The sequence below is a fragment of the Lysinibacillus sp. GW821-FHT14F06 genome (assembly GCF_058803665.1).
Genome location: NZ_JBXAPF010000007.1, coordinates 19,953 through 33,676, shown reverse-complemented (window position 1 = coordinate 33,676; position 13,724 = coordinate 19,953). Strand labels below are relative to the sequence as shown.

The following is a 13,724-nucleotide window of genomic DNA, read 5'->3' as shown; positions in this document are numbered from 1 at the left end:
ATCAAATCTCTCCTTTATATCGTGGTATCCAACATAGTACAGCTGTTCCAAAGCCTTCTTTCGATACAAGCTCAATTGTTCCACTGTGCTTTTCTATGATTTGCTTTGCAATATTTAAGCCTAGCCCTGTACCACGTTCTCCAGCCTTCGTTCGTGCTGTATCTGCCTGGTACATTGGCTCAAATAATTTCTCTTTATCCTCTTTATCAATCCCTTGTCCGCTATTTTGTACAATCACATAGCACCCTTCCTGTTTCGTTAGGGCAGATTTTACAAAATCAAAGCACCATGTAGGATAGTTCCCAGCGTTTACGGCTGCTAAACCGATTGTTGTTCCTACTTCCCCATAGCGCCAGACATTACTCATTAAATTATCAATCACCCGTTGAAGTTGCTTTGGATGCACAGTATATTGACCGTCTACTTCACAACGAACGACAAGCGTAAAGCCTTGATCTTCACATAATGGTTCATAATCTGACACTAACATTTCAAAAAACTCTGCCCCATCTACCGCCACTAGTTCTAAATCATAGCTTGAAGATTGGAGTAACGTGTACATCGTTAAATCTTCTAACATATGCTTCATCATGTCAGCCTTAGTTAAAATAATCTCTCGATATTCATACTGCTGCTTTTCCGATAGGGCTTTATTTTGCAAAGACTCCGCATAAGCCTGAATGGAGGTAAGTGGCGTTTTTAAGTCATGTGAAATACTAGCTATCATAAGCTCCTTGTGCTGTTGTTCAGCTTTTAAGTGAGTGCGCGCCCTTTCAATTTCGTCCTGCATCGCAAGGAAGGCTTGCGCAAGTTCACCAATTTCATCTTTTCTGATTCCTAAGTCTGATGTCACCTGCTCGCCCTTAGCAAAGGTATGCATTTGTCTCATCAGTTCTTTTAGTGGACGATTTAATTTTCGATGCAGCAGCAACACAGCTGCTGCATATATAAGTAGAAAGAATAGTATTGAGCTAGCTAGTACAAGCCAAGAGCGATTCTGTACGCCTTGTACCCAGTCCTTTCTTACCAAATGAATTTCATATATTCCGAGCAGTTCACCTTTTTGATAAACAGGTTCTTTATAAATAAAGGCATTATATTTTTGCTTTAATTCATATAAATCTTTAAATACTTGATCTTTTGCAACGAATCCCGAAGTTAATGGATTGGAGGAATACAAAACAATGCCTGTTTTTGAGTAAAGTGTTATCGCGAGCTGATCATTTGTTAATGCTTCTATATCTTTTATATCAGCATTTTTTTTATAATACTCAGTGTTATTGAGCACAGATTTAATGTGATTTAACTCTGTCCGCTTTTCGATGTATTCAGCAAAGCTTTTATCATGATAATAGCCGTTAATCCACACATAAAGGCTATATGCACCTGCTATCGGCAAAATCATGACGAGGAAGAAGGATATGAGCAGCCAAGTTTTAATTTTCATAATGGTTCACCAATAAAGCGATAACCCTTTCCCCATACAGTTTGAATATAATGAGGCGTTTTTACTGGATCTTTTAGCTTTTCACGCAATGCCTTTATATGTACCGTTACCGTATGAGTTTCATCCACACTCGCCTGCTGCCAAATATGCTGATAAAGCTCTTCTTTTGAAAAGGTTTGGCTTGGATTTTTGGCAAGTAGCTTAAGCAGGGCAAACTCCTTTTGTGTCAATGTCAGTTCCTCATTAAGGAGACTCGCTGTTTCCATTTGCCAATCAATTTTCAAACCATGCGAAAAGGTGATTATATCTCCCATTATTTCTTGTTTGTTATAACGTTTCCAGCGACGTAGATGTGAGGCAATCCGTGCTTTCAATTCCTCTAAGCTAAAAGGCTTTGCGATATAATCATCAGCACCCTGCAAGCCCTCCACCTTATCTGCCTCTTCCTTACGCGCACTCATCATTAAAATAGGCACTTCACTTTCCCAGCGAATATTTTGGCAAACTGTAAGCCCATCCATCTCCGGTAGCATCCAATCAACTAACACTAAATCGAACGTACCCGTTTGAAAATCAGCCAATCCTTCCAGTCCCGTTGTCGCCCATGTAACTTGGTATCCCTCTTGTGCAAGCGTATCCTTCACAATACGCCCTATCGCCGTATCATCCTCAATCAATAATAGCTTTTCTCTCATCTGTTTTCCTCCTGTAATAACCTTACTATGTAAATGGCTTAATTTTTTAAACTTTATACTTTCTTTATAATTACCATAAGATGCATTCGATACGGTCGTTCTATCCGTCAGTTTAAAATTAAAGCATATAAAAAGCTATTGTTTTGAATAAAATCAATCAAAACAATAGCTCCTCAATTATGAATGTAGTTCCATTCATTATATATGTTACTTTTACTCCATTAAATCAACCTTTACTGTTACAGCTAAATCAATTGGAGGCTCTTCTTCTTCAACTACACAAAAAATGCTGTAATCTCCTTCTGGTAAATCATTAAATACCTGTTCAAAGCTTTCGTTCATCTTCAAGATGCCCACTGCAACTTGTTTTTTATCATCCACACTTCGGATTTTATATAAAAGGCTTTCAGTACCAGTATTCAATAAATACACCTTAACTTTCAATTCACTATAACTTGTAAAATTCGTTTGAAATTCACCAATAGGAGACACAATCTGCGCATCTATCATGTGGCCACGATTAACTCCAATTGGTTTCCCAAGATCATCCTCTTTCTTCTCTTGAGTGTTCTCCGACTTCATCGGTTCATCTTTGAAACCTTTTGACACTTCGTTGGAAGACGGTTCTATTGTTTGAGCTGAATATGTACTACATGCTGATAAAACCACACAAATAAAACTGATCTGTACTAATTTAAAAATCTTCATCATTCCCTCCTGTGTCATTTTTTCATTTTAAGAAAATTATACCAAAATATAAAGTGATTTTCTCTATTTATTGGGAAAAACAATATCAAGAACTTGAACTCAATGTAATAGTGTTCCTGCTTCACATCTTCTCCACTATCAAGCTATGTCCCATCCTATACTTTGACTCTCATTTCCCCAAGAATCCTTAAAATTACCCGAGGCTAATCCATCAATAGGTCATTGCTATCCATTGCTTCCCCCTTCCCATCAAAAAAGGAATACACTCAAATAATGGTGTATTCCTTCATTCATATTAGAAAAATAAACTTAAGATAAAGTAAATTGCTCCAGCCATCACCGCAGAAATTGGCATTGTGATAACCCATGTTGTCACGATTTTACGTGCCATGCCCCATTTTACACCCTTTACACGATGTGCTGTTCCAACACCCATGATAGATGAAGAAATAACATGTGTCGTTGATACTGGTAAATGAATTAATGTCGCCCCAAAAATAATCGATGCAGAGGCTAAGTCTGCTGCCACACCATTCACTGGACGAATTTTCATAATCTTACCACCAACCGTTTTGATGATTTTATAACCACCTACAGAAGTACCAAGACCCATTGCACATGCTGCTGCAAAACGTACCCAGAAAGGAATATCATCTCCTTGATGCAAGCCACCCGCAATTAACGCGAGCGTGATAATCCCCATCGCCTTTTGTGCATCGTTTGTACCATGTGTAAATGATTGTAGCGCTGCGGTACCAATCTGCATTGTTCGGAAACCTTTATTCGTACGATATAAATTCATATCCTTAAAGAGTACTTTAAATAATGACATCATCAAGAAACCTGCCGCGAACGCTAGCAATGGTGAAAAAATAAGGGCTTGAATAATTTTCATAAAGCCTGCATAGTTCAAAATATCAAATCCTGCTGCGGCAATCGCTGCTCCTGCAACAGATCCAATTAATGTATGAGAAGAGCTTGATGGGATGCCAAAATACCATGTTAGCAAATTCCACGTAATGGCAGATAATAAGGCTGCTAAAATCACAACTGAACCAGTAATATCACCATCATAGGCATTTAAGGTAAACGGGTCCACAATATCTTTTGTTAGTGCTTTGGCAACTCCAACGAAAGTAATCGCTCCAACGAAGTTCATCACTGCAGCCATATATACTGCTGTTCGTGGCTTTAAGGCCCTTGTTGATACAGAAGTTGCAATCGCGTTGGCTGTATCATGGAAGCCGTTTATAAAATCGAACACAAGTGCGAATAAAACGACTAATATTGTTATTAATAATATTGTATCCATTTCCTACACTCCATCTTACGCGTTACGCATAATTATTGTTTCAATTGTGTTTGCTACTGTTTGACAGCTATCTGCTATATCTTCAAATTGCTCATAAATATCTTTAAACACTATAATACGCATTGGATCTTTCTCTTGAATAAATAATTGCTTCATGGAAGAACGGAAGATTTCATCACATTCACGCTCATAGTCTTTAATTTGAATGGAGTGTTTACGCATTTCAACAAGCTTCTTACTATTTAATAGCTCCATCGCTTGTACCATCTCATCTGTACTTTTTGCAATATATGTGAGGAATTGACGCATCGGCTCTGTTACTTCTGTTAAATTATACATATTGAAATGAGCAATACAGCCTTCCATACCATCTATTACATCATCTAATTTATTAGCAAGGGCTAAAATATCTTCACGTTCAATGGGTGTCATAAATGATTTATTTAACATCACAATAAGCTCATGAATTAATTTATCACCGCTAGTTTCATATTGCTTCATTGTATCTGCAATTTCTTTTAGCGCATCTATATCTTGAATACGTGCATTATGTGCAAAGTAAATACCTTCATTGACATTTTTCGAGATATTCAATAATGCCTTAAAAAATGGATCTTGCTTGTTTGAGTTGAACATTATGTTCCTCCTGTTGAGTAAATTGTCGATTTCTGCAATCATCATAACAAAACTTTTACACATTTCTACATATTTTTAAACATAAACGAGTTGAATTTACAAAAATGTAATATTAAAATCGCCACAATTCATTTCAAGCTCTTTTCCAAGTTGAAAACGTTGGAAACTGAATAATAAAAATACACGTTTTTTCTTTAAATATTACCGTTTTTTCTTTTATTTTTAGAAAAATACTTGAAAAAACTTTTTTTCTTTCTATTTTTTTCAGGCAGTGAATTGTTAAGGAATTGTAAATGTTATTTACATTAGTTTTGGAGATTTCATTGTTATTTCATGTAAATCACAGTACGCTTATAAGTACAATATAAGAAGGATGTGAATCATACATATGGACATCGATTTACTATCACTTGCCATACTATTAGTGCTTGGCTTTATCGCATCCTTTTTAAATGCGATTGTTGGTGGGGGAGGATTAATTTCCTTGCCTGCGTTTATGGCAGTTGGACTACCACCTAGTACAGCTATCGCCACAAACAAACTCGCCAATACAATCAGCAATGGCACAAGTATGTTAACTTTTTTACGAGCTGGCAAGGTAGACTTAAAAAAAATCGGCAAGATCATCCCTTTCATCTTCATCGGCTCTTTAATTGGAGCCTATACGGTACATCTTGTATCGCCTACTATTTTAAAGCCCCTAATGCTTGTTATGCTCGTCCTTGTGACCACTTATACAGTTTTCAAAAAAGATTGGGGACAACAGCCTGAGGAGCGAATATTAACAGCTACTAAAAAAATCGCTTTTATTGGCGCTTTTGCGGTTATTGGCTTTTATGATGGGTTCTTTGGACCTGGAACTGGTTCTTTTTTTATTTTCATTTTATTAATGATGGGAAATGATTTCTTGCAGGCTGCCGGCAATGCTAAAGCATTTAATTTCACTTCAAATTTAGCAGCACTTATTATGTTTTTACTGTTAGGAGAAGTTAATTTTTTATATGGACTGCCTGTAGGGTTTGTCATGATTTTTGGAGCTATCTTAGGTTCAAAATTCGCGCTGAAACGCGGGACAAAAATAATGCGTATTATTTTCATTATCATGACATGTACATTGATTCTTAAAAATGCGTGGGATTATTTTATACAATAGAGCGACACTTCCAAGTCAACGCCTAAAGATGCATTAGAAAATGTTCTAAACAATTGAAGAAAAAAATATCATACTATAGCAATTGTCAGTCAATTGACAAAATTTATTTGCGTGCTATAATTCTTTTGGGCTTCACCGCATTGAAGCGAAGAAGTAATTACTAGGAGGATTAGCATGTTTCGAATTGAAGCAAAGAGTAACCCTCGATTTATTGAGGCAGGCATCATCATACTTTTAATTATCGCCATGATGGCATTTAGTATTGGGTATTTAAAAGCGACTCCCCATATCCCTATTTTTTTGGTTATTTCACTTTTAATTGCCTACGGATTACTTAAAAAAATTCCTTTTCGTGAGCTTGAAGGAGGAATGATTGCTGGTGCAAGTGCAGGACTAGGCGCTGTATTCATCTTCTTCTTTATCGGTATTTTAATTTCAAGCTGGATGATGGGAGGTACTATTCCTACACTTATCTATTATGGCTTTTTAACTGTTTCACCTAGCTTTTTCTTTGCCATTGTGTTTTTAATTTGTAGCGTTGTTGGCATATCTGTAGGAAGCTCATTAACAACTGTTGCCACAGTGGGGGTGGCTTTTATGGGAATTGCTGGTGCAATGGATATCTCCTTAGCCATAACAGCTGGTGCGATTGTTTCAGGAGCTTTCTTTGGTGATAAAATGTCTCCCCTATCAGATACAACTAATCTAGCCTCTGGTACTGTTGGAGTAGATCTTTTTGAGCATATTAAAAATATGGGCTGGACAACGATTCCTGCTTTCATTATTTCCATCGTTTTATATGCTATTTTATCCCCATCAGGTACAGATACAACATTTGAAACAGTGGAGCAATTTAAGGAAGGATTACTTGCAACAGGACTTATTCATTGGTATACATTATTGCCAATTGCTGTACTTATAGTAATGACTTTTTATAAGGCGCCTGCACTAATTACGCTTGCAGTCGTTTCGTTTCTTGGTGTGGGGCTTTCCTACATGCTTGAACCAATAACTCTTTCTAATATTTTTAAAATGCTTTTTGAAGGTTATGTCTCTCAAACTGGTAATAAGGAAGTAGATGCATTGCTGACACGAGGTGGTATGAGCAGTATGTTATCAACAATTGCCTTAGTTTTACTGGCATTAACAATGGGTGGGCTATTATTCACTCTAGGCATTATTCAAAGTATTTTAATAAAGGTTGAGAACATCTTTAAAAGCGCTGGTTCTGTCATCACAGGTGCTGCCATTACAGGAGTAGGTATCAATACACTAATCGGTGAACAGTATCTTTCCATTTTATTGACAGGTGAGGCATTCAAAGCACAGTTCGCAAAGGTTGGACTAGCACCCAAAAACCTTTCCCGTGTAATGGAGGATGCAGGTACAGTTGTTAATCCACTCGTCCCTTGGAGTGTTTGTGGCTTATTTATTGCTAGTGTACTTGATATATCTACAGTAACTTATCTCCCCTTCACTTTCTTCTGTTTACTTGGTCCGATTTTAACAATCATCTTTGGTTGGAGTGGGAAAACATTAACAAAGCTTGAAAAATAAGATAGGTAGCTGATGCAAATCATCAGCTACCTTTTTTGTCACATTTCTTTCATGTTATATTATCAATTAATGCATCATGTAGCATCTGTTCATAGGTATTATCCTATATACTGATCCATTCGTTTAATAAGTTGAAATTCTATGCTCAAGCTATCCTCTTAAGATGAAACTACGTAAGTCTTATCATTGTCCGTTGATGATAAAAACTCTTTTAATGCACCTTTGTTCTTATCTAAATCAATATCTAAAACTTCACCTACATTTACACGTTTGTCTTCAAAAGAGCCTGCAATAGGAATGCGTAAAGTGTTCATCCCTTTAGATTCTGCATTTACTATCCCTTTTCCAATTGTAAGGATTGTTTTTTTATCAACATTTGTATCGATGTAGGAGTCTGCAACACCAAGTATTTTAGGCAAATTCATTAAGCTTGAAATACCGATTTGTTCTTTCACCTTAGCCAATACTTCTTGTTGACGTTCCACTCGTCCAAAATCACTTAGACGATCATGGCGGAATCGTACATAGCCTAATAACTCGTTACCATGTAAAATTTGTTCTCCAGGCTTTAATGTCATGCCAATTCCATGAGACATTTCATAAGGAATATCAACCTCAATCCCATCAGGTGCTAAAAGATCAATAATCTTAGGAAATCCTTTAAAATCGACTAAAGCGTAGTAATTAACATCAAGATCAAAATTTTGCTTAATGGTTTTCCTTACAAGTTCAGGACCTCCAAAAGCAAAGGCAGCATTCATTTTATTCATACCGTAATCTGGAATTTCGACATATGTATCCCTCATAATCGAAATAAGTTTTACATTATTTGTCGTTTGATCATAGTGTGCAATCATTAATGTATCCGATCTACCATCCTCATCTCTAGCATCACTTCCAATCAATAGCACATTAATCTGACCAACCTGCACATCTGCACCATCAAATGGGTCAAATTTCTTTCCGTCATCTTTAAAAGGACCATCATCTGCTATTGCTAATCCGTTATTGTATTGATAAATCGAATATAGAATCCCTGCTACAATTACTAATGCGAATGCTAAGAACAAATTTCTTAGCCATTTAAGGCTCTTTTTACTTCTTCTCATGACTAAATCCACCTATCATTTAACTCAATTTTTTAGTAATGTCTTTGTAGTTAGTTGTACAGCTATTGCATCATCTAAATAACCAATAGGAAATAGATAATCAGGTAAAACATCTACAGGAATAATAAAATATAATAAAGTACTTCCAATTATGGTTAGTTCAAAAAGTGTACCTTTCCCCACTAAGAATCTTTCATATAATTCTTTTAATTTGCTTATAAAAGGACCTACGCTCCCTACATTCTTAATTTTCTCATCAAAATCCTTAACAATCGTATTTTTACCTTCTTCTGTTTGCGCAAATAGTCCATAGTTTTCTAGTTTCTGTTCAACGTGTGCCACCGAAAATTCATCATCATAAACATTAGAAGACCTAAGAAGAGCCTGTATTGCGTCAACAGATGTATGAATATCCGATTCAGATTTCTCTTGTCTTTGTTCAATGGGATATCCAGCAGCTTCAAAAAGATGAATTAAAGGAACTCCAAGGCAGTCAGCAAATTTTTCTAAATGCTGTGGGGTTGCTTTTCGCTTATTATTTATTATCCGTGAAATTGTAGCTGTATCGATTTCAGTGAGCTCACTAAACTTTCGCATAGATAATGATCGCTCTTTCAAGAATTCTTTAAGCAATAAGCCAAGATTATTATTGTTTCTCTTCTCAGTCATTTTCAATTCTACCTCCTTGCTTTTCTACCATTACTGAATTCAGTTATAACTATCATTCTAAAGAAGTGTATTATCATGTTGACATTTTGTCAACAAAATTGGTTAAAAGAGAGCTGCAAATAAAATGACACAGTTATTTATTGTTCCAAACTGCCCTCTCAGCAAATAAATCAACTCGAACATTAGCTACTACTTCCTAATTTGGCCTGGATGCATCTTATTACGTTGACAAAAAATCAACAGTCATAAATACAGTATACTAAATAATAACCGTTATAACGTGGGAATGATATCTGTTCCAACAGGAGGTTTATGGGGCATTTGGATACTGGTTACGAGGTTAGGTACAATTGTAGGGTATTCCTCTTTATTCCAAAGTGGAATCAAAATTGTTATTTTCTAGAATTTCTATTCAATTAAACTCTTTGTTATGCTCAAATAAAGGAGCTGAAGTAAAATGACAACAAAATGGAATGCCAATTTATACGATCAAAAGCATGACTTTGTTTCAAAATTTGGAGAAAGCTTAGTGGACCTGCTTAGACCACAAAAAAATGAAGTAATATTAGATGTTGGTTGTGGGACAGGAGATTTAGCACATGAAATTGCAACACATGGTGCCATTGTTCAAGGAATTGATGCCTCTCAGGACATGATTATCGCGGCACAGCAAAAATATCCTGACATAGAGTTTCAAGCGGTGAATGCTACAACATTCTCCACTGACAATCAATTCGATGCTGCCTTCTCGAACGCAGCCCTTCATTGGATGAAGCAAGCAGATCAAGTTATTGAAAATATCTATAAATCGCTTAAACAAGGAGGGCGTTTTGTTGCTGAAATGGGTGGAGATGGTAATATTGCCTCTATAGTATGGGCACTTCAAAAAAGCATGGAGGATTTGCAACTACCTTATAGAGAAGAATATTTCCCTTGGTATTTCCCCACTTTAGAAGAATATCAATCAAAATTAGAAAAAGTTGGCTTTACGGTTGATACGATTACACTATATGAGCGACCAACACCTCTTCAGGGTGCGGAAGGGCTTCGTAATTGGTTAGTGATGTTTAGTCATAACATCCTACAGCATTTAACGGAAAAAGAGAAAGAGCAAATTTATACAAAATGTGAGGAACTATTAAAACCTAACTATTATCAGAATCAACAATGGGTTGCTGATTATTGTCGACTACGATTTGTTGCTATCAAAAAATAATATAAAGTTATAAAAGAACGTATGTATTCCAATACGTTCTTTTAGCTTCTTAAAATACATTAATAGAGAATCGACCTTTGTTAGCTCTAATTTCGAAAGAGTAACTTTTATTGTTTTTTAATGTATCTAATTTCATACTTTTCCCTGGAGATATATGGGATTCATCTACTACAATATTATCATTCTCATCTTTTATTCTTAGCCAAACATCTCCCTCATTATTTGCATCATTAACAATTTCCTTGTTCCAAAAAATATTAGTAAATGTTAAATAATCTTGATCATCAAAATATAGTTTATCCCATTCTTCCTGGTTATCGGTGATTTCAATAATAGCACTACTTCTTGGAAAAAAGATTTCATTGACTACGCCCACCTCCTGAACCACAAAAGAGCCTATTACTGTTAGCATAAAGGTCAGCAAAATAGACACTACAATTTGAATACGGCGCTTTTTATTTATTTTTTTAAACGGTGCTTTGGCCACGGTTACCTCATTAAGTAAGATTTGAATAGCATTTGTTGATTGCCCTATTATCTCTTTATATTTACGGCATTCCTCACACTGCTGTAAATGTTCCTCCACCACTTTACAAGAATCTTGACTGCAAATGCCATCGATAAAGGAAGGCAGTAAATCCTTAATAATATTACAGTTCAATATTTTCACCTCGAAATCTTTCTATTAATTTTAATTTGGCTCGATAAAACGTCACTCTTGCCCAATTCTCACTTTTCTCGAATATCTCCCCAATCTCCTTGAAACTAAAATTGACGGAAGTTCTAAGTATAAAGATTTCGCGATATGGTTCATTTAGTAAATGAATTTCTTTATGTATAGAAATTAATGTGTTACGCTTGATCACTTCCACATCTGGTAAGTCTGCATTAGATGGCACATCATATCCCATTTGTATCATTTGTTCAACACTCCTGTGATGATGACGTTTTTCCTTTTTTAGATGGTTATAGTATGTATGCTTTGCAATTTGACATAACCAGACAGTCATTTTACATTCACCATTGTATCGCTCAATTGATTTGACAGCTTGATAGAAGGTTTCTTGGGTCAGTTCTTCTGCTAAATCAACATCAGCTGTTAAACAAATAAGAAATCGTTTTATGTCAGCTGCGTAAGTATAGATGTCACTTAACTCTTCCATCCTCCTCCCTCCCCTCTAAGATTTTTCATTGAGATACTTATATATAGACTTTCTCTACGATTCGTTACAAAAAATTTTAATTTTTTTCATAAAAAAACCTTCACAAGTTGTTTTACCCACATTGTGAAGGTCAAAGAATTTCTTACTATGCACGAGATAATACACCAATCAAAACATTAAAAACCAGTAAACCCATCAAAATATGGGCTTAACCAAATTGTGATGTACGTTAATCCATCAAAAAATAAAATAATACCAAGTACAACCATCATATAGCCACCTATTTTTGTAATGACTGTGCTATATTTTCGTATCCATCCTAATTTCGTAATAAATTGTGATAGTAGTAAAAATGGGATCGCAAACCCTAGCACATACACAACCATGTAAAACACGCCAACATTAGGATTTTGGGAAGCCATCATAAAAACCGCGCCAGTAATAGGGCCAGAACACGGTGTCCATCCAGCAGCAAATGCAAGTCCAATTAGTAATGAGCCAAAATAGCCTGTTGGTCGATTTTTAATAGCTAGTCTCTTCTCTTGCATCAGAAACTTCGGTGACAAAAAACCGATGATGATTAATCCGAAAATAACAATTAAAATAGCGCCAATTTGACGAAGTAAATCCTTATATTGAAAAAAGAACCAGCCTACTAATGATGAACCGTATCCTAAGAAGATAAAAATAATTGAAAAACCTAATAGAAAAAAGATTGTATGAAGCAAGCCAATTCTTTTTGATTTTTTATTTTCTCCCTGTAATTCATCCAATGACATACCCGTAATATAGGAAATAAATGCAGGGTATAGCGGTAAGGTACAAGGTGAAATAAAATTCAAAAATCCTGCACCAAATGCTAATAATATATTCAAGTCTGACAGCATAGTCAATAGCTTCCTTTCTTCAGTATAGTGCCCAGTATGTAATGGTATCTGTTACACCTATAATGATTAAAATTACACCCGCTACATTTTGAATTACTCTCCCCATTCTCATGCTAAATCGTATAATGACACGTTTCTCATAAAAGAAATGAATCAGTGCTAACATAATCAAAAGTGGTACGGAGGTTGCTACACCAAAAATAGCTGGTAGCAATAGGCCATACGAAGTTGATGCAACCGTCGGCATTAGCCATACAAAGAAAAGTACGAACATTGTTGGGCAAAAGGCTAGAGAAAAACTAGCACCCATCAGCAGGGAACCAATTTCCCCTTCTTTCAACACTGTTGGAAGAAGCGAAGAAATTCGATTCAGAAATTTTATTTTAAAAATGCCAATGAGTACGAGACCCGTTATTATCATAATCGGACCTATTGCCTGGCGAAAAATAGGAAAATACACAGTCATTTTCGTTTCAAAAGATTGGCCAAATATCCATGCAAAAAAGCCTAATAAACTAAAGACAATAACCTTCCCAACTATAAAAAACACAATTTCCTGCCAATTACTTTTCATTTGCATAGTACGATTCCCATAAAAAGTAATAGCGCTCATATTACCTGTTATTTGACAAGGAGCTAAAGCGCCTATTAAGCCAAGCAGAATCGCCATAATAAGCGGGGCATGCTCATAGGCATTCAAAAATTCTGATATAGGATTGCTTATGATTTGGCTTATTTTTGACATCAACGTATACATTTAAAACACCTACTATATTATTGCTGAAGTATGTTTGTTTATCTAAATATTCTTTGTACTCGGGTGTTTTTTGACTTTACCTGAGCGGATCTCTCTTGCACTCGAGCATTTTTCCTCTTTGCCTGAGCGATTCTCTCTTGCACCCGAGCATTTTTACACTTTGCCTGAGCGATTCTCTCTTGCACCCGAGCGTTTTTCCGCTTTACCTGAGCAATTCTCTCTTGCACCCGAGCATTTTTACACTTTGCCTGAGCGATTCTCTCTTGCACCCGAGCGTCTTTACACTTTACCTGAGCGATTCTCTCTGCACCCGAGCGTTTTTCCGCTTTGCCTGAGCAATTCTCTCTTGCACCCGAGCATTTTTACACTTTGCCTGAGCGATTCTCTCTTGCACCCGAGCGTTTTTCCGCTTTAC

At 36.0% G+C, this 13,724-nt stretch carries 15 protein-coding genes; 4 read left to right on the top strand and 11 right to left on the bottom strand.

Features of this window, described 5'->3' with window-relative positions:
• Position 1 precedes the first annotated feature (1 nt).
• The 5 genes from AC1RNS_RS08440 to AC1RNS_RS08420 form a co-directional block, all read right to left on the bottom strand.
• On the bottom strand, positions 2-1,447 hold the full coding sequence (locus AC1RNS_RS08440; RefSeq protein WP_492991883.1) for a HAMP domain-containing sensor histidine kinase: 1,446 nt from the start codon (positions 1,445-1,447) through the stop codon (positions 2-4).
• A complete protein-coding gene (locus tag AC1RNS_RS08435; protein WP_492991881.1) occupies positions 1,444-2,142 on the bottom strand; it encodes a response regulator transcription factor in 699 nt (232 codons plus the stop codon). The genes AC1RNS_RS08440 and AC1RNS_RS08435 overlap by 4 nt, the downstream gene beginning before the upstream one ends.
• A 213-nt stretch (positions 2,143-2,355) precedes the next feature.
• Positions 2,356-2,850: a hypothetical protein gene (locus AC1RNS_RS08430; RefSeq protein WP_492991880.1), complete on the bottom strand. Its 495-nt coding sequence runs from the start codon at positions 2,848-2,850 to the stop codon at positions 2,356-2,358.
• Between the two features lie 295 nt (positions 2,851-3,145).
• Positions 3,146-4,162, bottom strand: a complete 1,017-nt coding sequence (locus tag AC1RNS_RS08425; RefSeq protein ID WP_492991879.1) for an inorganic phosphate transporter — start codon at positions 4,160-4,162, stop codon at positions 3,146-3,148.
• Positions 4,163-4,177: 15 nt separating this feature from the next.
• Positions 4,178-4,798, bottom strand: a complete 621-nt coding sequence (locus tag AC1RNS_RS08420) for a DUF47 domain-containing protein (RefSeq protein ID WP_427545951.1) — start codon at positions 4,796-4,798, stop codon at positions 4,178-4,180.
• A gap of 388 nt (positions 4,799-5,186) precedes the next feature.
• Here AC1RNS_RS08420 and AC1RNS_RS08415 point away from each other — a divergent pair, with 388 nt between their 5' ends.
• Complete coding sequence (locus tag AC1RNS_RS08415) at positions 5,187-5,951, top strand: sulfite exporter TauE/SafE family protein (RefSeq protein ID WP_492991878.1); 765 nt, start codon at positions 5,187-5,189, stop codon at positions 5,949-5,951.
• Positions 5,952-6,125: 174 nt separating this feature from the next.
• Positions 6,126-7,508: a Na+/H+ antiporter NhaC gene (gene nhaC, locus AC1RNS_RS08410; RefSeq protein WP_492991877.1), complete on the top strand. Its 1,383-nt coding sequence runs from the start codon at positions 6,126-6,128 to the stop codon at positions 7,506-7,508.
• A 158-nt stretch (positions 7,509-7,666) separates the two neighbouring features.
• Here the strand turns inward: nhaC and AC1RNS_RS08405 are convergent, their stop codons facing one another.
• Both AC1RNS_RS08405 and AC1RNS_RS08400 read right to left on the bottom strand, forming a co-directional pair.
• Positions 7,667-8,617: an LCP family protein gene (locus tag AC1RNS_RS08405; protein WP_492991876.1), complete on the bottom strand. Its 951-nt coding sequence runs from the start codon at positions 8,615-8,617 to the stop codon at positions 7,667-7,669.
• Positions 8,618-8,641: 24 nt separating this feature from the next.
• Complete coding sequence (locus AC1RNS_RS08400) at positions 8,642-9,286, bottom strand: DUF1232 domain-containing protein (protein WP_492992127.1); 645 nt, start codon at positions 9,284-9,286, stop codon at positions 8,642-8,644.
• Positions 9,287-9,743: 457 nt separating this feature from the next.
• On the opposite strand from AC1RNS_RS08400, the gene AC1RNS_RS08395 reads away from it, so the two are divergent.
• Positions 9,744-10,502 carry a class I SAM-dependent methyltransferase gene (locus AC1RNS_RS08395; protein WP_492991875.1) on the top strand — a complete coding sequence of 253 codons (759 nt, stop codon included), beginning with the start codon at positions 9,744-9,746 and terminating at the stop codon, positions 10,500-10,502.
• 49 nt (positions 10,503-10,551) lie between these two features.
• Here AC1RNS_RS08395 and AC1RNS_RS08390 read toward each other — a convergent pair whose 3' ends face one another.
• The 4 genes from AC1RNS_RS08390 to AC1RNS_RS08375 all read right to left on the bottom strand — a co-directional run bounded on the left by AC1RNS_RS08390 (position 10,552) and on the right by AC1RNS_RS08375 (position 13,309).
• On the bottom strand, positions 10,552-11,163 hold the full coding sequence (locus tag AC1RNS_RS08390; RefSeq protein WP_492991874.1) for a zf-HC2 domain-containing protein: 612 nt from the start codon (positions 11,161-11,163) through the stop codon (positions 10,552-10,554).
• A complete protein-coding gene (locus AC1RNS_RS08385) occupies positions 11,153-11,665 on the bottom strand; it encodes an RNA polymerase sigma factor (protein WP_492991872.1) in 513 nt (170 codons plus the stop codon). The genes AC1RNS_RS08390 and AC1RNS_RS08385 overlap by 11 nt, the downstream gene beginning before the upstream one ends.
• Positions 11,666-11,841: 176 nt before the next feature.
• Positions 11,842-12,552: a cytochrome c biogenesis CcdA family protein gene (locus AC1RNS_RS08380; RefSeq protein ID WP_492991871.1), complete on the bottom strand. Its 711-nt coding sequence runs from the start codon at positions 12,550-12,552 to the stop codon at positions 11,842-11,844.
• A 19-nt stretch (positions 12,553-12,571) separates the two neighbouring features.
• On the bottom strand, positions 12,572-13,309 hold the full coding sequence (locus AC1RNS_RS08375; RefSeq protein ID WP_492991870.1) for an urease accessory protein UreH domain-containing protein: 738 nt from the start codon (positions 13,307-13,309) through the stop codon (positions 12,572-12,574).
• A gap of 70 nt (positions 13,310-13,379) precedes the next feature.
• On the opposite strand from AC1RNS_RS08375, the gene AC1RNS_RS08370 reads away from it, so the two are divergent.
• On the top strand, positions 13,380-13,724 hold a 345-nt coding region (locus AC1RNS_RS08370), incomplete at its 3' end, for a hypothetical protein (protein ID WP_492991869.1).